General features: G+C 73.7%; 18 protein-coding genes. 7 read left to right on the forward strand and 11 right to left on the reverse strand.

The genetic code is table 11. The annotated features are described in order from the left end of the window. Positions 1-32 precede the first annotated feature (32 nt). The gene (locus JD78_RS11295) at positions 33-353 is read left to right on the forward strand and encodes a hypothetical protein (RefSeq protein WP_153357644.1); all 321 of its coding nucleotides are present in this window, start codon (positions 33-35) and stop codon (positions 351-353) included. 194 nt (positions 354-547) lie between these two features. On the opposite strand, the gene JD78_RS11300 is transcribed toward JD78_RS11295, so the two are convergent. The 3 genes from JD78_RS11300 to JD78_RS21750 form a co-directional block, all read right to left on the reverse strand. Further along, positions 548-3445, reverse strand: a complete 2898-nt coding sequence (locus JD78_RS11300; protein ID WP_153357641.1) for a vitamin B12-dependent ribonucleotide reductase — start codon at positions 3443-3445, stop codon at positions 548-550. A gap of 112 nt (positions 3446-3557) precedes the next feature. Further along, the gene (gene nrdR / locus JD78_RS11305; protein ID WP_153357638.1) at positions 3558-4094 is read right to left on the reverse strand and encodes a transcriptional regulator NrdR; all 537 of its coding nucleotides are present in this window, start codon (positions 4092-4094) and stop codon (positions 3558-3560) included. A gap of 339 nt (positions 4095-4433) precedes the next feature. Continuing rightward, complete coding sequence (locus JD78_RS21750) at positions 4434-4970, reverse strand: LysM peptidoglycan-binding domain-containing protein (RefSeq protein ID WP_208104082.1); 537 nt, start codon at positions 4968-4970, stop codon at positions 4434-4436. A 250-nt stretch (positions 4971-5220) separates the two neighbouring features. On the opposite strand from JD78_RS21750, the gene lexA reads away from it, so the two are divergent. Further along, a complete protein-coding gene (lexA, locus tag JD78_RS11315) occupies positions 5221-6036 on the forward strand; it encodes a transcriptional repressor LexA (protein ID WP_153357635.1) in 816 nt (271 codons plus the stop codon). 44 nt (positions 6037-6080) lie between these two features. On the opposite strand, the gene JD78_RS11320 is transcribed toward lexA, so the two are convergent. The 4 genes from JD78_RS11320 to JD78_RS11335 all read right to left on the reverse strand — a co-directional run bounded on the left by JD78_RS11320 (position 6081) and on the right by JD78_RS11335 (position 10069). Then, positions 6081-7145, reverse strand: coding sequence for a hypothetical protein (locus JD78_RS11320; protein ID WP_228394964.1), 1065 nt, complete (start codon positions 7143-7145; stop codon positions 6081-6083). Beyond that, positions 7117-7854, reverse strand: coding sequence for a phosphatase PAP2 family protein (locus JD78_RS11325; RefSeq protein WP_228394963.1), 738 nt, complete (start codon positions 7852-7854; stop codon positions 7117-7119). Before JD78_RS11325 ends, JD78_RS11320 begins: the two co-directional genes overlap by 29 nt. Before the next feature lie 108 nt (positions 7855-7962). Beyond that, entirely contained in the window at positions 7963-9462 is a 1500-nt protein-coding gene (gene hflX, locus JD78_RS11330) for a GTPase HflX (protein ID WP_153357632.1), read from the reverse strand. Positions 9463-9529: 67 nt separating this feature from the next. Then, positions 9530-10069 (reverse strand): winged helix-turn-helix domain-containing protein, encoded by a 540-nt coding sequence (locus tag JD78_RS11335; protein ID WP_153357629.1) that lies wholly within the window; start codon positions 10067-10069, stop codon positions 9530-9532. Positions 10070-10138: 69 nt separating this feature from the next. On the opposite strand from JD78_RS11335, the gene JD78_RS11340 reads away from it, so the two are divergent. Continuing rightward, positions 10139-11437: an MFS transporter gene (locus JD78_RS11340; protein WP_153357626.1), complete on the forward strand. Its 1299-nt coding sequence runs from the start codon at positions 10139-10141 to the stop codon at positions 11435-11437. Between the two features lie 22 nt (positions 11438-11459). Beyond that, a complete protein-coding gene (locus JD78_RS11345; protein ID WP_153357624.1) occupies positions 11460-11660 on the forward strand; it encodes a hypothetical protein in 201 nt (66 codons plus the stop codon). A gap of 3 nt (positions 11661-11663) precedes the next feature. On the opposite strand, the gene dapF is transcribed toward JD78_RS11345, so the two are convergent. The 3 genes from dapF to JD78_RS11360 are packed head-to-tail and all read right to left on the reverse strand — an operon-like array spanning position 11664 to position 14184. Further along, entirely contained in the window at positions 11664-12563 is a 900-nt protein-coding gene (dapF, locus tag JD78_RS11350; RefSeq protein ID WP_153357621.1) for a diaminopimelate epimerase, read from the reverse strand. Next, entirely contained in the window at positions 12560-13495 is a 936-nt protein-coding gene (gene miaA, locus JD78_RS11355; protein ID WP_208104083.1) for a tRNA (adenosine(37)-N6)-dimethylallyltransferase MiaA, read from the reverse strand. Before miaA ends, dapF begins: the two co-directional genes overlap by 4 nt. Then, complete coding sequence (locus JD78_RS11360; protein WP_153357615.1) at positions 13492-14184, reverse strand: class III extradiol ring-cleavage dioxygenase family protein; 693 nt, start codon at positions 14182-14184, stop codon at positions 13492-13494. The genes miaA and JD78_RS11360 overlap by 4 nt, the downstream gene beginning before the upstream one ends. Positions 14185-14224: 40 nt before the next feature. Here JD78_RS11360 and JD78_RS11365 point away from each other — a divergent pair, with 40 nt between their 5' ends. Both JD78_RS11365 and JD78_RS11370 read left to right on the forward strand, forming a co-directional pair. Continuing rightward, positions 14225-15976 carry a DUF349 domain-containing protein gene (locus tag JD78_RS11365; protein ID WP_153357612.1) on the forward strand — a complete coding sequence of 584 codons (1752 nt, stop codon included), beginning with the start codon at positions 14225-14227 and terminating at the stop codon, positions 15974-15976. Between the two features lie 220 nt (positions 15977-16196). Then, a complete protein-coding gene (locus tag JD78_RS11370) occupies positions 16197-17339 on the forward strand; it encodes a glutathione-independent formaldehyde dehydrogenase (RefSeq protein ID WP_153357610.1) in 1143 nt (380 codons plus the stop codon). A 125-nt stretch (positions 17340-17464) separates the two neighbouring features. Here the strand turns inward: JD78_RS11370 and miaB are convergent, their stop codons facing one another. Next, positions 17465-18928, reverse strand: a complete 1464-nt coding sequence (gene miaB, locus JD78_RS11375; protein ID WP_153357608.1) for a tRNA (N6-isopentenyl adenosine(37)-C2)-methylthiotransferase MiaB — start codon at positions 18926-18928, stop codon at positions 17465-17467. Between the two features lie 185 nt (positions 18929-19113). On the opposite strand from miaB, the gene JD78_RS11380 reads away from it, so the two are divergent. Further along, complete coding sequence (locus JD78_RS11380; RefSeq protein ID WP_194290404.1) at positions 19114-19869, forward strand: amino acid ABC transporter ATP-binding protein; 756 nt, start codon at positions 19114-19116, stop codon at positions 19867-19869. The last annotated feature ends 21 nt before the right edge of the window (positions 19870-19890 follow it).

The following is a 19890-nucleotide window of genomic DNA, read 5'->3' on the forward strand; positions in this document are numbered from 1 at the left end:
CTGACCAGGGCCGTTCCGGCCCGGAGGCACTCATGTCCCTGCGCCCCACCCCCACCATCAGCTACCGCGCCGCGACCACGGACGCCGCGCGCCTCCGGGTGACCGTCACCGACGGCGTGGCCCTGCAGCGCGTGCTCACGGTGCTGACCGGACGCAATCACACGTTCACCCGCCTGGAGGCCGAGGAGGCCGGCGGCGGCCGGTGGACGGTCAGCCTGGACCTGGCGGCCTCCCCTCGGGAGGTCGACCTGGTGGCCGTCCGACTGCAGCGGCTGCCCAGCGTGCTGAGCGTCGCCGTCGTGGGCCACGCCGTCGAGCTGGTCACCGGGGTCGGCCAGACCCGCGCGGGCTGACGGTCGGCCGGTCCCCTGCGGGCCACCGAACGGGGCCGCCTGTCCTCGGACTGACCGACGTCCCCTCGTCGCACGAGCCGCCCCCTGGAACGCCACCGGCCCGGTCCCCTGGTGGGGACCGGGCCAGTGGTCGGTGGGTCGCGGCCACGGGGCGTCCGATCAGCTGGTGACCGGCCACCCCGTGGCCGACGGCGTCAGCTGCAGCCGCTGGTGGAGCCGCAGCCCTCGCAGACGTAGCAGCTGCCGGCCGGGCGCATCTTCGTACCGCAGGTCATGCACAGCGGCGCGTCGGTCGCAGTGCCGGTGACCAGCTCCAGCAGCTCGGCCGAGGAGTGGGCCTCCTTGATCGCCTGCTTCGGCGACTCCTTGACGACCGTCTCGGTCTCCGCCTTGGCCGGGGCCTCGGTGGGCACCGAGCCGCGCAGCGCCTCGACGTCGACCTCGTCCTCCTCGGTCACCTGCGGGGTGGCGGCGGAGGTGTCGTAGCCGGCGACCTGGGCGGCCCGCTCCTCGGCGCTGAAGATGCCGAGGTTGGCCCGCGCGTCCACCGGCAGGTGGTCCAGCGCCAGGCGACGGAAGATGTAGTCCATCACCGACTGGGCGATGCGGATGTCCGGGTCGTCGGTCATGCCGGCCGGCTCGAAGCGCATGTTGGTGAACTTCTGGATGTAGGTCTCCAGCGGCACACCGTGCTGCAGCGCGATCGAGATGCCGATCGAGAAGGCGTCCATCACCCCGGCCAGGGTCGAGCCCTGCTTGCCGAGCTTCAGGAAGACCTCACCGAGGCTGCCGTCCTCGTACATGCCGGCGGTCATGTAGCCCTCGGCACCGGCGACGCTGAACGACGTCGTCATGCTGGTGCGCTTCTTGGGCAGCCGCTTGCGGACCGGGTGCGCCAGCGCGGTGGCGGCGGGTGCGGTCTCCTCGGCGGCGACCTCGGCCTTGGTGCCGTCGTTCTTGCCCTTGCCACCGGACAGCGGCTGGCCGACCTTGCAGTTGTCGCGGTAGATGGCCAGCGCCTTGATGCCCATCTTCCAGCCCTGGAAGTAGATGTCCGCGACCTCCTCGACGGTCGCCGACTCGGGCATGTTGACCGTCTTGCTGATCGCGCCGGAGATGAACGGCTGCACCGCGGCCATCATCCGGACGTGGCCCATCGGGGAGATGGCCCGCTCGCCCATGGCGCAGTCGAAGACCTCGTAGTGCTCCGGGCGCAGGCTCGGGGCGTCGACGACGTGGCCGTGCTCGGCGATGTACTCGACGATCGCCTCGACCTGCTCGTCCTGGTAGCCCAGGCTCTTCAGCGCCCGCGGCACCGTCTGGTTGACGATCTGCATGGAGCCGCCGCCGACCAGCTTCTTGAACTTGACCAGCGAGAAGTCCGGCTCGATGCCGGTCGTGTCGCAGTCCATCATGAAGCCGATGGTGCCGGTGGGGGCGAGCACCGAGGCCTGCGCGTTGCGCCAGCCGTTCTCGGTGCCGATGGCCAGGCAGTCCTGCCACTGCTGGGTGGCGACCTTGAGCACGTCGGCGTCGTCGGCGCCGACCGGGCGGATGGCGTCGTTGGCGGCGGCGTGCTTGCGCATGACCCGGGCGTGGGCGTCGGCGTTGCGGGCGTAGCCCTCGTAGGCGCCGACGACACCGGCCAGCTCGGCCGAGCGGCGGTAGGCGGTGCCGGTCATCAGCGAGGTGATCGCCGCGGCCAGGGTCTGCCCGCCCCGGGAGTCGTAGGCGTGGCCGGTGGCCATCAGCATCGCGCCGAGGTTGGCGTAGCCGATGCCCAGCTGCCGGTAGGCCCGGGTGGTCTCCCCGATCGGGTCGGTCGGGAAGTCGGCGAAGCAGATCGAGATGTCCATCGCGGTGATGATCAGCTCGACGGCCTTGACGAAGTTCTTGGAGTCGAACGTGCCGTCGTCCTTCAGGAACTTCATGAGGTTCAGCGACGCCAGGTTGCACGAGCTGTTGTCCAGGCTCATGTACTCCGAGCAGGGGTTGGACGCGTTGATCCGCCCGGTCTCGGGGTTGGTGTGCCAGTCGTTGATCGTGTCGTCGTACTGGATGCCCGGGTCGGCGCACTCCCAGGCGGCCTGGGTGACCTTGCCGAACAGCTCGCGGGCGTCGACGGTCTCGATGACCGAGCCGTCGGAGCGGGCCCGGAGACCGAACTCGGCGCCCTCCTCCACGGCGCGCATGAACTCGTCGTTGACCCGAACCGAGTTGTTGGCGTTCTGGTACTGGACGCTGGTGATGTCCTTGCCGCCGAGGTCCATGTCGTAGCCGGCGTCGCGCAGCGCGCGGATCTTGTCCTCCTCGCGCGCCTTGGTCTCGATGAACTCCTCGATGTCGGGGTGGTCGATGTCGAGGACGACCATCTTCGCCGCGCGGCGGGTGGCGCCACCGGACTTGATGGTGCCGGCGGAGGCGTCGGCACCGCGCATGAAGGAGACCGGGCCGGAGGCGGTGCCACCGGAGGAGAGCAGCTCCTTGGAGGAGCGGATCCGGGAGAGGTTCAGGCCGGCGCCGGAGCCGCCCTTGAAGATCAGGCCCTCTTCCCGGTACCAGTTCAGGATCGAGTCCATCGTGTCGTCGACCGCGAGGATGAAGCAGGCGCTGACCTGCTGCGGCGAGGCGGTGCCCACGTTGAACCAGACGGGGCTGTTGAAGCTGAACACCTGGTGCAGCAGCATCCAGGTGAGCTCGTGCTCGAAGATCTCGGCGTCGCCCTCGGTGGCGAAGTAGTCGTGCTCACGGCCGGCCGCGCCGTAGGTCAGGACGACCCGGTCGATCAGCTGGCGGAGGCTCGTCTCCCGCTGCGGGCTGCCGACCGCGCCGCGGAAGTACTTGGTGGTGACGATGTTGGTGGCGTTGATGCTCCACTCGGCCGGGAACTCGACGCCCCGCTGCTCGAAGTTGATCGAGCCGTCCCGCCAGTTGGTCATGACGACGTCGCGACGCTCCCAGACCACCTCGTCGTAGGGGTGCACCCCCGCGGAGGTGAAGACGCGCTTGACCTTGAGGCCCTTCCCCCGGGCTGGCGCCTTGCCGCCGCGGCGTGCACGGGTGGTGGCGAGGCGGTCTTCGGTCTCGGTCATGGTGTGCGGGATCTCCCTCGTGGGCAGCGGCGGGGGAAGCGCCGCGATGGGTGCTGCTCTGACTGGTGTAGCGGACGGTGCTGACAGTTCCGGGACGGCCCGGCGCCGGTCGTCAGGAGGTGGTCGGGGCCCGGCTGCCCGCACGACGCCGGCCGCCCGGCTCGTCGGGCTGCAGACCGGGCAGTGGCGGGGTGCCACCGGGCAGGTGCCGGGAGCGGAGCTCGGTGATCTCCTGCTCGAAGTCCTCGATCGAGTCGAACGCCCGGTAGACGCTGGCGAACCGGAGGTAGGCCACCTCGTCGAGCTCCCGCAGCGGCTGCAGGATCGCCAGCCCGACCTCGTTGCTCGGCACCTCGGCGCAGCCGGTGGCCCGGACCGCCTCCTCGACCCGCTGGGCGAGGACTGCCAGCTGGTCCTCGTCGACCGGGCGGCCCTGGCAGGCGCGTCGCACGCCGGCGACGACCTTGGTGCGGTTGAAGGGCTCGGTGACCCCGCTGCGCTTGACGACGGCGAGGACCGGCTCCTCGACCGTGGTGAACCGGCGTCCACAGCCGGGGCAGGACCGGCGGCGGCGGGTGGTGGCCCCCTCGTCGGTCTCGCGCGAGTCGACCACGCGGGAGTCGGGGTTGTGGCAGAAGGGGCAGCGCACAGCGGTTCACCTCCTCTCTCGAGGTGTCGCGGGCGGGTTCCTCCCGGCGACGTGACACCGTGGGGAGGGACCTGCTCGACGGGCCGTCCTGTGGACTCGTCCGGGGACATCCGGTGGATGCCCCGGGGAGAACGTGTGGAACGGCTGTGGACGACTTACAGCGGTGTAAGCACTAGATGTTGTGGTGGAACCGTAAGGGAGACCCCACAGAAGGTGCAAGCGCTGCGCGGCGTGTCCTGTTCCACCGCGCGCACCCGCCCACGCACCACCAGCCGCCACACCGGCCACAGCCGCCGGCAGGCCGCACCACGCCCCCTGCCCTGACGGCTCGGCGCCCCGTCAGGGCAGCTCGAGCACCTGCCCCGGCTGCAGCACGACGTCGTCGAGGTCGTTGCGCTCCAGGAGCGCGTCGACCACGGCGCGCCGGTCCTCGTCCGGGGCCACCTCGCCGGCGATCGACCACAGCGTGTCGCCGGGCTGGACCACCACCGTGCCGGCGGCGGCCAGTCGCAGCGCCGGCCCCCCGTCGCCCGCCACGGCGAGCGTGCCCGCCGCCACCCCCAGGCCGACGGCGATCGACAGGGCCGCCACGACCCGCCGACCGCGACGGGTGAGCCGCATCGGCAGCTCGTCCCGCTCGCCCACCCGCGAGGGCGGCCCGGTGGGCACCGTCCGGCACCCACCACCGCGGACGGTCCGCGTGCTCGCGACCCCGGAGCCCGCCACCGGACGCCCACCGGGACGCGCCGACGGCCGTCGCACTGCACCCGACCCGGCCCGCCCGGCCGAGACCTCCTCGACCACCGGGGAGGTCACCAGCCGCAGCGGCGGGCGGGAACGGGTGACACGGGCATCCGGGGACTCGGCGGTGACCATCGGTGCACTCCTCGCAACGGGCACCCGTGCGGGTGCTGGCTCGAACGCCTGTTCGATTCGAACGTCTGTGCGATGTCTACCGCATGCCACCGACAGACGGGCCGCGACACGGCGTTTCTTCGAACACGTGTTTGAACCGGACCCCGGGAGCCGTTACCGTGCGCAGGGAGACCACGACGGCGTCTCACTCCCGTCCCCGCGGGAGCGACGCCACCGGGCAGCTGCGCGGGCAGCCGGACGAGGAGGACACATGGCGGTCGACGGCCGGACGGCGGACGAACGCAAGGGGTCCAGCCGACGCAAGCGACCGGCTGGGCAGTCGACGGAGACCGCCGAGACCACCGGCGGCGCCGCGGTCCGCGAGTTCCCCGACCGCGGGGAGGCCGGGGACGGCCTGACCCAGCGCCAGCGCCGGGTGCTCGAGGTCATCCGCGACTCGATCGAACGCCGCGGCTACCCGCCTTCGGTCCGCGAGATCGGCGAGGCCGTCGGGCTCTCGTCCGCCTCCTCGGTCGCCCACCAGCTCTCGGTGCTGCAGCGCAAGGGCTGGCTGCGTCGCGACCCGAACCGGCCGCGCGCTCTCGACGTCCGGCTGCCGGGCGAGAACGGCACGACCACGGCCACCGACACCGCACCCTCGGCGCTCGCCGCCGCGGGTGCGGGCAGCGGGGTCGACGAGGCGGGCGCCCCCGCCCCGACGTACGTGCCCCTGGTGGGCCGCATCGCGGCCGGTGGCCCGGTGCTGGCGGAGCAGGCGGTGGAAGAGGTCTTCCCGCTGCCGCGCGAGCTGGTCGGCGAGGGCACGCTCTTCATGCTCAAGGTCGCCGGCGACTCGATGGTCGAGGCCGCGATCTGCGACGGCGACTGGGTGGTGGTCCGTCAGCAGCCCACCGCGGAGAACGGCGAGATCGTCGCCGCCATGATCGACGGCGAGGCGACCGTGAAGACCTACAAGCGACGCGACGGGCACGTGTGGCTCATGCCGCACAACCCGGCGTACGCGCCGATCCCGGGTGACGACGCGACCGTCCTCGGCCGGGTCGTGACGGTCCTGCGCCGGGTCTGAGCCCGATCACCGGGCCGGCGGCGACGATGCCGCCGTCGGCCCGGTCACTCCCGCCGTCGGCGGAGCTTCCCCCCGACCCAGACGAGCACGGTGGCGATGCCGGCGGCGATGATGCCCGCCGTCACCGGGGGCACCCCCGGAGCAGCCGTCGCCAGCTCCCCGGTCGGGGCAGGCCCGGACGCCGCACCGGCCGGGCCTGCCGCAGCCGCCTCCCCGGTCACCGGGACCAGGGTCACCGGTGCGGGCAGGCCCTCGCTGGCGACCAGCAGGTCCCGGTTGTTGGCCGCGAAGGTGATCGCCTCGCCCTGGGGCGACTCCGGGAGCGGGACCCGGATCGGGGCGCCCGACAGCGCGCCGGCCACGTCGGAGCCCTCCAAGGTCCAGACGTAGGCGTCGGTGTAGGTGCGCAGGGCGATCCGCTCCCCGTCCGCCGAGACCGCTCCGCCGGTCACCAGCAGCTGCCCGGCCCGGCCGACCGGACCGCCCGGCGTGCCGGTCAGGGTGAAGCCCAGCCCGACCACCCTGGTCATCGGCACGGTGGCGCCGTCGGCCAGGAGCGCGTCCGGGCGGTAGACGCCGGATGCACCGAGCACCTCCTTGGTCACGATGTAGGGGGTGCCGTCGGGCGCCAGCAGCAGCGCTTCGGCGTCGTGCGCGCCGTCGGGGTAGGTGAGCCGGGTCAGCGTGGTCCCACCGTCGGGCCGGAGCCCGATCAGCGCGACGGTCTCCCGGACGGCGTTGTTGTCACCGATGTCGGCCAGCCAGAGCGTGCCGTCGGCGGCCAGCGCGAGGTCCTCGGGGTCGTAGGGGTCGACCTCACCCGACCGCACCTCGGCGACGGCGCAGGCGGCGTCCAGGACGTACACCTCGGCCCGGTCGCCGCCGTCGTTCATCGCCAGCAGCGTCTCCCCCGCGCTGGCCAGCCCGGAGATCTCCGGCAGCCGCGGGTCGGTGATCGTGCAGCGCGTGCCGGGAGCCGCCTCCTCGGCGAGTGCCACGGAGACGGGCAGGACCGCCAGCAGGGCCGCCGCAGGCAGGGCGAGGACCGCGGCGTCCGCCAGACAACGGCGGCCGGCGCGGCTACGCGTGCGTGCGGCCCACTCTGGCACGAACCCAGCGTGACACCACGGCTGCGTCCAGTGCGTGAACCACGCCCAACAGCACGATCCCGACGGCCGCGCCGACGACTGCGTCGGTGACCCAGTGGAAGTTCAGCGCCACCATGGCCACTCCCGTGGCCAACGGCCCCAGCACGCTGAGCAGCCAGGCGGCTCGCTGCACGCCGGCGGGCAGCCCGTAGCTGACCGCCTGCCAGCGGGCGACGCCCCACATCAGCACGGCGTTGGCCACGTGCCCGGACGGGAAGCTCTCCCCGTCCCGGTGGAAGTACGACCCGGGGTAGGCCGGGGCGGTGCGGCCCGTGCCCCACTTGAACGCGTAGACCACCGCGGTGAGCAGCACCAGGGCCAGCAGCACGCGCACGAGCGGCGCGACCGTGCGGTGGCGCCAGAACAGCCAGGCCACCAGCGCGGTGAGGACCAGCAGGATGGTGACCCGTCCGCCGGCCTGGGTGAACACCCACACCGGCCAGTAGGCGGCCGAGTCGCGCAGCCCCCAGGCCCCGATCTGCTCCGAGATCGCGACGTCCAGCCGTTCGAGGCGGCCACCGACGAGGAGGTCGACGGTGACGCCTGCGGCGAGGAGCACGGAGGCGAGCACCAGCCACCACGGCGGACGCCCCACGCCGACCACCGGACGGGCCCGGGAGGGCGGCCCACCGGTGGCGCCGTCGCTCACGCGCACCGCTCCGCTCGCCACGGCGTCACGGTACCGGCACCGTGACCTGACCGTGATCGAGCGGGGACACCGCTGGCGGCGCGACCCGTCACGGGTCGCGCCGTCCGACGGTGCCGTGCAGCCGGGTGGTCAGCCGCCGGCGACGGGGGTGGCGAACCCGTCGAGCGCCGCAGCCAGCCCGTCGTCGACCCGAGCGGTGAGCCGGGTGCCGTCGGCCTCGTGCCGCTCCTCGAGCACCTCGCCGTCCCGGTGCACCCGGGCGACCAGGTCGCCCCGGTCGTAGGGCACGAGGACGTCGACGTCGATCTGGGGGTGCGGCAGCCGGGCCGCGACGATGTCGCGCAGCGCCTCGATCCCCTCGCCGGTGCGGGCGGACACCCACGCGGCACCGGGCAGCGCCTGGCGCAGCGCCAGGACGTCGTCCTCGCTCATGGCGTCGATCTTGTTGACCACGATCAGCTCGGGCACGGCGGCGGCGTCGATCTCGCCGAGCACGGTGTGCACCGCGTTGATCTGCCCGATCGGGTCGGGGTCGGCGCCGTCGACGACGTGCAGCAGCAGGTCGGCGGCGGCCACCTCCTCCAGCGTCGACCGGAAGGCGTCGACCAGCTGGTGGGGCAGGTGCCGCACGAAGCCGACGGTGTCGGTCATCGTGAACTCGCGCCCCTCCGGGGTCTGCGCCCGGCGGACCGTCGGGTCCAGGGTGGCGAACAGCGCGTCCTGCACCAGCACGCCGGCATCGGTGAGCTGGTTGAGCAGGCTGGACTTGCCGGCGTTGGTGTACCCGGCGATGGCCACGCTGGGGGTGGCGTTCCGGTCGCGGGAGTTGCGCTGGGTGGTGCGCGCGGTCGCCATGCCGGCGATCTCCTTGCGCAGCTTGCTCACCCGGGCCCGGATCCGGCGTCGGTCGGTCTCGATCTTCGTCTCACCGGGACCACGGGTTCCGATTCCGCCACCGCCGGCGACGCGACCACCGGCCTGCCGGCTCAGCGACTCACCCCAGCCGCGCAGTCGCGGCAGCATGTACTGCATCTGGGCGAGCTCGACCTGCGCCTTGCCCTCCCGGCTGGTGGCGTGCTGGGCGAAGATGTCCAGGATCAGTGCGGTCCGGTCGACCACCTTGACCTTGAGGATCTTCTCCAGCTGGTTGAGCTGGCCGGGGGCGAGCTCCCCGTCGCAGATCACCGTGTCCGCACCGGTGGCCGCGACGATGTCCCGCAGCTCGGCGGCCTTGCCCGAGCCCACGTAGGTCGCCGGGTCGGGCTTGTCCCGGCGCTGCATCAGCGCGTCGAGCACCTGCGAGCCGGCGGTCTCGGCGAGCGCGGCCAGCTCGGCCAGCGAGCGCTGGGCGTCGGCGACAGTGCCCTCGGTCCACACGCCGACCAGCACGACGCGCTCCAGCCGGAGCTGGCGGTACTCGACCTCGGTGACGTCGGTGAGCTCGGTGGAGAGCCCGGCGACGCGGCGGAGGGCTCCGCGCTCTTCCTTGATGTAGGAGCCCGTGGTGTCGTCGGGGGCGTCCCAGGGGGTGGCCGCGGCGGGGCTCGGGTCCTTGGCGCGGGCACGCGCCGCCTTGTCCACCCGGGCTTCGGCCTCGTCGAGGATCGCGCGGTTCTGGGCTGTCGTCATCGGGTCCAGCGTGGCACGCCCGTCGGTGCGGGGCGAGTGAGTTGTCGTCATCACGGGGTGCAACGCCTCAGCGCTCCGGATGCATCCCCAGGTAGAGCGACCACCGCTCGCCTGCCGGGTCGGCCGGGCGGCGGGCGTACTCGTCCAGCAGTTCGTGGAGCCGGTCCCGGAGCTCCGCCAGCGCCTCGGGCGCGAGCTGCAGCCCCAACCGGGTGCTCTCCAGGTGCGCCTCCCCCACGGCGGCGACCTCCTGGAGGAAGGCCGCGAGCAGGACGTCGGACCCGGGCGTGGCCGCGCCGGAGCCGTCCATCAGCCAGCTCTTGCCGGTGGCCCGGTAGGGCACCTCCCGGGCGCCGCGCCTGCCGCGCCGCGGCGGCTCGGCGGCGAGGAAGCCGGTGTCGACCAGGGTGCGCACGTGGTGCAGCACGGTGGCCGGGTTGCGGTCCAGGCGGGCCGCGATCTCCTTGTTGGTCAGCGCCTCGTGCAGGCACAGCCGGAGGACCCGCAGGCGCAGCGCCGAGGCCAGCGCCCGCGCCTCGGCGTCGGTGGGTGGACGGCGCGGGCCGGACGCCCGCCCGGTCGTCGCGGGCTCCCCCTGGTCGCTCATCCCGGCCAGCGTAGGACGACGCGCCCGCCAGTGATTGACATCCCCCAATCACACGACCACGCTCGCCCGGTGAGCAACGACCGGAGCCTGGTGCGGCACCCCGACTTCCGCCGGCTGTGGGCCGCGGAGACCGTCAGCCAGGTGGGCACCCAGGTCACCCTGCTCGCCCTGCCGGTGCTGGCGGTCTCCCTGCTCGACGCGACGCCGCTGCAGATGGGGTACCTCACCGCGCTGGAGACCGCGGCCTTCCTGCTCATCGGCCTCCCGGCCGGGGCGTGGGTGGACCGCTGGCGGCGCAAGCGGGTGCTGGTGACCGCCGACCTGGTGCGCGCGGTCGTGCTGGGCACGCTGCCGCTGGCGTACCTGCTCGACGTGCTCACCCTCGGCCAGCTGTTCGTCGTCGCGGCCCTCACCGGGACGGCGACGGTCTTCTTCGACGTCGCCTACCAGAGCTACCTGCCCGCCCTCGTCGACCGCGACCAGCTCGTCGACGGCAACGGCAAGCTGGAGGCCAGCCGCGCCGTCGCCCAGGTGGCCGGGCCGGGGGTCACCGGCGTGCTGCTGCGCGTGATGAGCGCGCCCGTCGTCATCGCCCTGGACGCGGCGTCCTTCCTGCTGTCGGCGTTCTTCCTCGGCCGCATCCGCCGGCCCGACGTCGTCCCCGACCGCGCCGGCCGCCGGTCGTTGCGCGCGGAGATCGGCGAGGGGCTGTCCTTCGTCGTCCGGCAGCCGCTGCTGCGCCGGATCGTGGCCTGCACCGGCACCTCCAACCTGTTCTCCTCGATCACCACGACGCTGCTGGTGCTGTACGCGCTGCGGGAGCTGGAGCTGTCGGAGAGCACGCTGGGGCTGGTCTTCTCCGCCGGCGCGGTGGGCGGGCTGGTCGGTGCGGCGACCGCGGCCCGGTTCGCGCGGCGGGTGGGCGAAGGGCGGGCGATCCCGCTGGCGATCCTGGTGGCCCTGCCGTTCACCGCGCTCACCCCGCTCGCCGCCGTCGGGGCGCCGCTGGTGCTGCTGACGCTGGGGCAGCTGGGCTTCAGCTGGTCGGTCGTGGTCTACAACGTGACCCAGGTGAGCTTCCGCCAGCGGCTCTGCCCCCCGGCGCTGCTCGGCCGGATGAACGCCTCCGTGCGGTTCATCGTCTTCGGCACCATGCCGCTGGGCGGCCTGCTGGGCGGGGTGCTCGGCACCTGGCTGGGAGTGCTGCCGGCGCTGTGGATCGCCGCCGCCGGGCAGGTGCTCGCCGCCGGCTGGGTGGTGGCCAGCCCGCTGCGGCACCTGCGGGAGCTGCCGGGAGGGCCCGACGACCCCGCCGTCCCGGTCGTCGGGTTGACCGGGCCGGCGCCGGGTAGCCCGCCGGGGACCTGACGCCCATCCAGGGAGGACGACGATGACCAGCCCGAACGAGGAACTCGACGACCCCGGCCGCGACCCCGTCGGCCTCACCCCGCCGCGCAACCCGTTCGGCGGCGCCGACCAGGACACCGGCCGCGGGGAACCGCGCGGCACCGGCAACGTCGGGCCGGGCGACAAGCCCGAGGCGCCGACCGACGACCCGGAGACCCGGGCCGACGAGCCGGACCGGCCCTGACCCTCAGCTGGCCAGCCACTCCGGGGTGAGCACCCCGGTGGCGACGACGACGGCGGGGCCGGCGAGCACCGTCGTCGTCCCGTCGAACTCCACCGACAGCCGGCCGCCCGGGACGTCCACCGTGACCGTCCCGGCGGTCCGGCCACCGGCCTCCAGGGCGGCGAACGCCGCGGCGCAGGCCCCGGTGCCGCACGAGCGGGTCTCCCCCACCCCGCGCTCGTGCACCCGCAGCCGGATGTGCGCACTGGCCCCGCCCGGGGCGTCGCCGGCGGCCAGCACGTTGACCAGCTCGACGTTCACGCCGTCGGGGAAGAAGTCGGCGTCCACCCCCGGCAGGACGGTCAGGTCCAGGGTGTCGACCGGGACGTCGGTCAGCGCGGCCAGGTGCGGGTTGCCCATGGAGACACCCAGGCCGGGGAACTCGGCGCCGCCGATGCGGGCGGCGCTGCGGCCGAGCACCCGGGCCGGGCCCATGTCCACCCAGTAGCCGCCGTCGGGGCGGGCGCCCACCCGGCGGGGGCCACCGCGGGTGCCGACCAGCACGCCGGCCTCGGCCACCGCGCGGTCGAGCAACCCCTCGGTCAGCAGCACGTGCAGGAACAGCCGGACGCCGTTGCCGCACATCTCGGCGAACGAGCCGTCGGCGTTGCGGTGGTCCATGAACCACTCGCACTGCGGGAGCGCCTCGCCCAGCACGGCGGCCGCGTCCGGCACGTGCCGGCTCGGCACCACCCGCAGCACGCCGTCGCCGCCCAGACCCGCCCGCCGGTCGCACAGCCGGCGGACCAGCGCGGCGTCCAGCCGCTGCTCCGGCCACACCGAGCCGTCGGGGTCGGGCAGGACGACGAAGTCGTTCTCCGTGCCGTGGCCGAGGAGGACCCGGGGACCAGCGCTGTCGATCACCGCCCGATCGTACGGTCGGTGATCGCGGTGGCCACGGCGTCGGCCAGGTCTGCCCGGGCGGCGTCGAACCAGGCCGTGGCCGCGTCGCGGCGGAACCAGGAGCGCTGCCGGCGGACGAACCGCCGGGTGGTGGTGACCGTGCGCTCCCGGGCCTCGTCGGCGGTGAGCGCGCCGTCGAACTGCTGCAGCACCTGCGCGTAGCCCAGCGCCCGGGAGGCGGTGGGGCCCGCGCGCAGCCCGTCGGCGGCCAGGGCCGCCACCTCCGCGACGAAACCGGCGGCCCACATGGCGTCCACCCGGCGGGCTACCCGGTCGTCGAGCTCCTCGGGTGCCCGGTCCAGCCCGACGGTCACCGACGGGTAGCGGGGGCGGGGATCGGGGAGCCGGGCGGTGAACGGCTGCCCGGTGAGCTCGATGACCTCGAGGGCGCGCACCACCCGGCGGGTGTTGCTGGGCAGGATCGCCGCCGCGGCCGCCGGGTCGAGCCCCGCCAGCCGGTCGTGCAGCGCCTGCGCCCCCTCGACGGCGAGCTCACCGTCCAGCCGCGCCCGCACCCCGGCGTCGGTGCCCGGGAAGTCCAGCTCGTCCAGGACGGCGCGCACGTACAGCCCCGACCCGCCGACGAGCAGCGGGACGGCGCCGGCCGCGCGCAACCGGTCGATCTCGGTGCGCGCCCGCTGCCGGTACTCCGCCACCGAGGCCGGCTCCCGCACGTGCCAGAGGTCCATCAGGTGGTGCGGCACCCCGTCGCGCTCGGCGGTGCTCGGCTTGGCGGTGCCGATGTCCATGCCGCGGTAGAGCTGCATGGAGTCGGCGTTGACCACCTCGCCGCCGAGCCGGTGGGCGAGGGCGACGGCGAGGGCGGTCTTGCCCGTGGCCGTCGGCCCGACCACCGCGACCACCGGCGGCAGCCCCGCGGACTGCCCGGTCACCGGGCAGTCCAGGAGGCGACGAGGTAGCCGACCCCGAAGGGCGCATCGTCGTGGCGGAGCTCCGCGGTGACCGGCCTGCCCAGCAGGGCAGCGCCCACGGCCCGCCAGACCGGCACCCCGGCGGCCAGCAGGCGGGCTCCCTCGGCGGCGTCCAGGTCGGCCAGGACCGCGGCGTCCCCGGAGGCCAGCGCCGCGGCGACGGCGGCGTCGAACGGCGCGGCCGCCGGGTCGAGGGCACCGGGCGCCTTCTCGCTCCGCCGCGCCGACCCGTCCCCCATGGCCAGCACGCCGACCGGGCCGGGGAGGTCGCGCAGCACGCCCGCCAGGTCGTCGGGGCCGACACCCAGGCGGGACCCGGTGTGGCCGGCGTCGTCGAGCAGCTGGGCGCCGACCAGGTGCGGCAACGGCGGCCGGCGCCCACCCGGTCGCACCCGCCCGGCGAAGGGCACCTCCCGGTCGACGCCGAATCCGCGCAGGTCACCGCCGTCCCCGGGGCCGAACCGCACGCCGCCGGCGCCGTCACCGACGACGACCACGACCTCGGGGCCGGCCTCCAGCACGGTCTGCACCGCAGCCGAGACCGCGGCCCGCAGCACCGCGAGCGCGGAGCCCGGCGAACCGGTGACGACGGGCAGCAGCACCGGAGCCTGCGGGCAGAACGCCAGCGTGACCGGAGAGGGAGGACTCACGCCAGGCAGTGTCGCGCAGGCATCGTGGGACACTGCTGGCGTGTCGAGCACGGAGAACACCGGAGACCGGACGCAGCAGGCCACCCCCGACGTCGAGGAGCACCCCGAGACGGCAGCGACCGCGGTCGCGCCGGTCGACGAAGGGCCCCTGGCCGCGACCCCGGACGCCGCCGTCCCCACCGGCGCCGCCGAGCAGGGTGAGGCGGTCCAGGAGACCCCGGCGGCACCCGACGCCGCCGCGGCTGAGGAGCCGTCGGTCGCGGTCGCCCCCGTCGACGAGGGCCCCCTGGCGGCCACCCCCGACGCCGCCGTCCCCACCGGCACCGAGTCCCCCGCCCAGGCGGTGACCGACACCGCCGACACCCCGGCTGCCGAGGCCCCGGCCGCCGCAGAGACACCCGGCACCGAGACACCCGGCACCGAGACACCCGGCACCGAGACACCCAGCACCGAGACGCCGGCTGCCGGGACGCCCGGCGAGACCCCTGCCCCGGCGCCCAAGCCCGGCCGCAACCGGGGTCGTGGCCGTGGCCGCGGCGCCGGCGCCCCGGCCGCCGAGCCGCTGGTCGTCCCCGCCGTCACCCCCTCCGACCCGACCGAGTGGGGCCGGGTCGACGAGGAGGGGACCGTCTACGTGCGCACCGCCACCGGCGAGCGCCCCGTGGGCTCCTGGCAGGCCGGCGCGCCCGACGAGGGCCTGGCGCACTTCGGCCGGCGCTACGACGACCTGGCCACCGAGGTGGCCCTGCTGGAGGCGCGGCTGGCCGCGCACACCGGAAACCCCAACGAGATCAAGACCAAGGCCGAGGAGCTCGCCGAGCAGATCCTCACCTCGGCCGCGGTCGGCGACCTGGACCACCTCGCACTGCGCGCCCGGGCGATCAGCAGCATGGCCGAGACCGCCGTCGCCGCGAACCGCCGGGAGCGGGCCGCCCAGCGCGCCGTCCTCGTCGAGCGCAAGGAGTCCCTCGCCGCCGAGGCCGAGCAGATCGGCGCGGAGTCCACGCAGTGGAAGGCCGCCGGCGACCGGCTCAAGGCCATCGTCGAGGAGTGGAAGACGATCAAGGGCATCGACCGCAAGACCGACGAGGCGCTGTGGCAGCGCTTCGCGGCCGCGCGGGACGCCTTCGGTCGTCGCCGGGGTGCGCACTTCGCCGAGCTGGACAAGCAGCGGGGCGAGTCGCGGGCGGCCAAGCAGGAGCTCATCGCCGAGGCCGAGCGGCTGTCGACCTCCACCGAGTGGGGGCCGACCAGCGCCGCGATGCGCACCCTGATGGACCGCTGGAAGGCCGTGCCGCGGGTGGGCCGGGACACCGACGACGACCTGTGGAAGAAGTTCCGGGCCGCCCAGGACGTGTTCTTCGCCGCCCGCACCGCCAACGACCAGGCGCGCAGCAGCGACGAGCTGGCCAACCAGCAGGCCAAGGAGGAGCTGCTCGCCGAGGCCGAGAAGCTCGACCCTTCCAACCGGGGCAACCAGAACGCGCTGCGCAAGATCCAGGAGCGCTACGACGCCATCGGGCACGTGCCCCGTGGCGCCATGCGGCAGCTCGAGGACCGGATGCGGGCCGTGGAGGAGAAGTTCCGGGGCGTCGCCGACGCCTCCCGCCCCCGGGTGCAGCCGGAGAACCCGCTGCTCACCTCGATGCGTGAGGCCGTCACCAAGGCCGAGGACCAGCTGGCCAAGGCCCAGGCCGCCGGCAACGCCAAGCGGATCAGCGAGGCGGAGGCCAACCTGGCCACCCGCCGCGAGTGGCTCGCCGAGGCCGAGAAGGCCGCCGGCCGCCGCTGACCCCCACCCCGAGCCGCCGTCGGCCGGGGAGCACCGCCCCGAGGGCCCGTCCGTTCACCGGACGGGCCCTCGGTGTTTTCCGGAACGGTCGTGTAGCCCTGAGGTCGCCGGGTAGGTCGTGGACGACGGAATGCGCCGCGCTGCATGCGTGCGCGCCCCTCCAGCTCACCCGGGCGTTCGGCACCTGCTGTTCGCCGCCCCCCAGGGAAGGAGCACCACCATGAAGGCCATCGTCTACCGAGGCCCCAAGAACGTCGCCGTCGAGGAGGTGCCGGACGCCACGATCCAGGCGCCCACCGACGCGGTCATCCGGATCACCACCACCAACATCTGCGGGTCCGACCTGCACATGTACGAGGGCCGCACCTCCGTCGAGGAGGGCAAGGTCCTCGGCCACGAGAACATGGGCGTCGTCGAGGCCGTCGGCGACGGCGTCGACCGGATCAAGGTCGGCGACCGCGTGTCGGTCCCGTTCAACATCGCCTGCGGCAGCTGCCGCAACTGCACCGAGGGCTGGACGTCGTTCTGCCTGCGCGCCAACCCCACCGAGGGGATGGACGGCGCGGCGTACGGCTACGCCAACATGGGCCCCTACGACGGCGGGCAGGCCGAGTACCTGCGCGTGCCGTGGGCGGACTTCAACCTGCTGCACCTGCCCGAGGGCAGCGAGCACGAGAACGACTTCACGATGCTCTCGGACATCTTCCCGACCGGCTGGCACGGCGTGGAGCTCTCCGGCTTCCAGGTCGGTGACCGGGTGGCGGTGTTCGGCGGCGGCCCGGTCGGGCTCATGGCCGCGCACAGCGCGATGATCCGCGGCGCCTCCGAGGTCTTCGTCGTCGACAAGGAGACCGACCGGTTGGCGCTGGCGGAGAAGTACGGGGCCACCCCGATCGACTTCAGCGCCGGCGACCCGGTGGAGCAGCTGATGCAGGCCACCGGCGGGCGCGGCGTCGACCGTGGCGTCGAGGCGGTCGGCTACCAGGCGCACGACTCCGACGGCGAGGAGCACCCGGAGCTGGTGCTGGACAACCTGGTGCAGGTCGTCCGCGCCACCGGTGGCATCGGCGTCGTCGGCGTCTACATGCCGGAGGACCCGGGCGCGGGCAGCGACCTGGCCAAGGAGGGCCGGATCCCCTGGCAGTTCGGCACCTTCTTCACCAAGGGCCAGTCGATGGGCACCGGGCAGGCGCCGGTCAAGCGCTACAACCGGCAGCTCCGTGACCTGATCATCGACGGCAAGGCCAACCCCGGCTGGATCACCAGCCACGAGCTGGGTCTGGACCAGGCCGTCGAGGGCTACCAGCACTTCGACGACCGGGACAAGGGCTGGACCAAGGTCCTGCTGCACCCCGGCAGCTGACCCGTCGGCCGTGGGTTCGATCAGGTGACCTGATCACTGGGCGTCCCCCTGCACCAGCTTTGGTGCAGGGGGACGCCTTTTGATCAGGGCACCTGATCAAAAGGCGCAGGGGTGAGGGCGCTGGCTCAGCCGCAGGCGGGAACGGCGGCGGGCAGCGGCGCGGGGACGCCGATGCCCGGCATGCCCAGCGCGACGCCGGGCGTGGTGGGCCGGGTGCCCGCCTCGGCGGCGTCGCCGGCCCGGGTCCGGCGGTGCGAGAGCAGCGGGCCCTCGGCGACCAGGAAGTGCGGCTTGCCCTCGGTGACCACCGTCTCGACGACGTCGCCCGGGCGGACGCCGGCCGCCGCGTCGAAGTGCACCAGCCGGCCGTCGCGGGACCGCCCGGAGAGCCGGCCGCGAGCGGCGTCCTTGCTGCCCTCCCCCGCCGCGACCAGCAGCTCCACGCGGGTGCCGACGAGCGCCTTGTTCAGGTCCCAGCTGATCTCGTCCTGCAGCGCGGTGAGCCGCAGGTAGCGCTCCTGGACGACCTCCTTGGGCAGCTGGTCGGCCATCTCCGCGGCCGGGGTGCCCGGGCGCTTGGAGTACTGGAAGGTGAAGGCGCTGGCGAAGCGGGCCTCGCGGACGACGTGCAGCGTCTGCTCGAAGTCGGCCTCGGTCTCGCCCGGGAAGCCGACGATGATGTCGGTGGTGATCGCGGCGTCGGGCATCGCGGCCCGCACCCGGTCGATGATCCCCAGGTAGCGGTCCTGCCGGTAGCCACGGCGCATCGCACGCAGCACCTCGTCGGAGCCGGACTGCAGCGGCATGTGCAGCTGGTGGCAGACCGCGGGGGTCTCGGCCATGGCGGAGATGACGTCGTCGGTGAACTCGCGCGGGTGCGGGCTGGTGAAGCGCACCCGCTCCAGGCCCTCGATCGCGCCGGTGGCGCGCAGCAGGTCGGCGAAGGCCCCGCGGTCGCGGAACTCCACCCCGTAGGCGTTCACGTTCTGGCCGAGCAGGGTCACCTCGAGCACGCCCTGGTCGACCAGCGCCTGCACCTCGGCCAGGATGTCCCCGGGACGGCGGTCCTTCTCCTTGCCACGCAGCGCCGGGACGATGCAGAACGTGCAGGTGTTGTTGCACCCGACGCTGATCGACACCCAGCCGGAGTGGGCGGAGTCCCGCTTGGCCGGCAGCGTGGACGGGAAGACCTCGAGCGCCTCGGCGATCTCGACCTGCGCCTCCTCGTTGTGCCGCGCCCGCTCCAGCAGCGCCGGCAGCGAGCCGACGTTGTGCGTGCCGAAGACGACGTCGACCCAGGGGGCGCGCCGGACGATCTCGCCGCGGTCCTTCTGCGCCAGGCAACCGCCGACGGCGATCTGCATGCCGGGGTGGGCGTCCTTGACCGGGCGCAGGTGGCCGAGGTTGCCGTAGAGGCGGTTGTCGGCGTTCTCCCGGACCGCGCACGTGTTGAGCACGACGACGTCCGCGTCGGTGCCTTCCGGAGCTGCCGAGTACCCGGCCGACTCCAGCAGCCCGGACAGGCGCTCGGAGTCGTGCACGTTCATCTGGCAGCCGTAGGTGCGCACGAGGTAGGTCTTGCCGTTCACCACCGCATCGTACGGAGGACCGCGCCGGACCCGGTGCCCGCAGCCAGGTCCTGCGTTCGACCGACTCCGGAAGGTGACCGGGACGACCCCCACCGGGTGAACTCCGGGCCCGCCGGCAGCTTCGTTACAGGTTCGTGATGGCTTCGCGACGTTCCTGCGGCGGGAGCCACCTAGGGTCACCCGCTGTGACCGAACGTCCGACCGGAGAGCCTCTCGTCCGCCTGTCCGGCGTCAACAAGTGGTTCGGCGAACTGCACGTCCTGCAGGACATCGACCTGACGATCGACCGCGGCGAGGTCGTCGTCGTCATCGGCCCCTCCGGGTCGGGCAAGTCGACGCTGTGCCGGACGATCAACCGGCTGGAGTCGATCGAGCAGGGCGAGATCACCATCGACGGCCAGCGGCTGCCCGAGGAGGGCAAGGAGCTGGCCCGGCTGCGCGCCGACGTCGGCATGGTGTTCCAGAGCTTCAACCTCTTCGCGCACAAGACCGTGCTGGAGAACGTGACCCTCGGTCCGGTCAAGGTCCGCAAGCAGTCCAAGGCCGACGCCGAGAAGCGCGCCCGCGAGCTGCTCGACCGCGTGGGCGTGGGCCACCAGGCCGACAAGGTGCCCGCCCAGCTGTCCGGCGGCCAGCAGCAGCGCGTCGCGATCGCCCGGGCGCTGGCGATGGACCCGAAGGTCATGCTCTTCGACGAGCCCACCTCCGCGCTGGACCCGGAGATGATCAACGAGGTCCTCGACGTGATGACCGGGCTGGCCCGTGACGGCATGACGATGGTCGTCGTGACCCACGAGATGGGCTTCGCCCGCCGGGCGGCCAACCGGGTGGTCTTCATGGACGGCGGCCGCGTCGTCGAGTCCGCCACCCCGGAGGAGTTCTTCACCAACCCGAGCTCCGACCGGGCCAAGGACTTCCTCTCCAAGATCCTCAACCACTGATCCGCCGCACCACCGACGAGA

Origin of the sequence: Modestobacter roseus (assembly GCF_007994135.1) — a bacterium.
Lineage (GTDB): Bacteria > Actinomycetota > Actinomycetes > Mycobacteriales > Geodermatophilaceae > Modestobacter > Modestobacter roseus.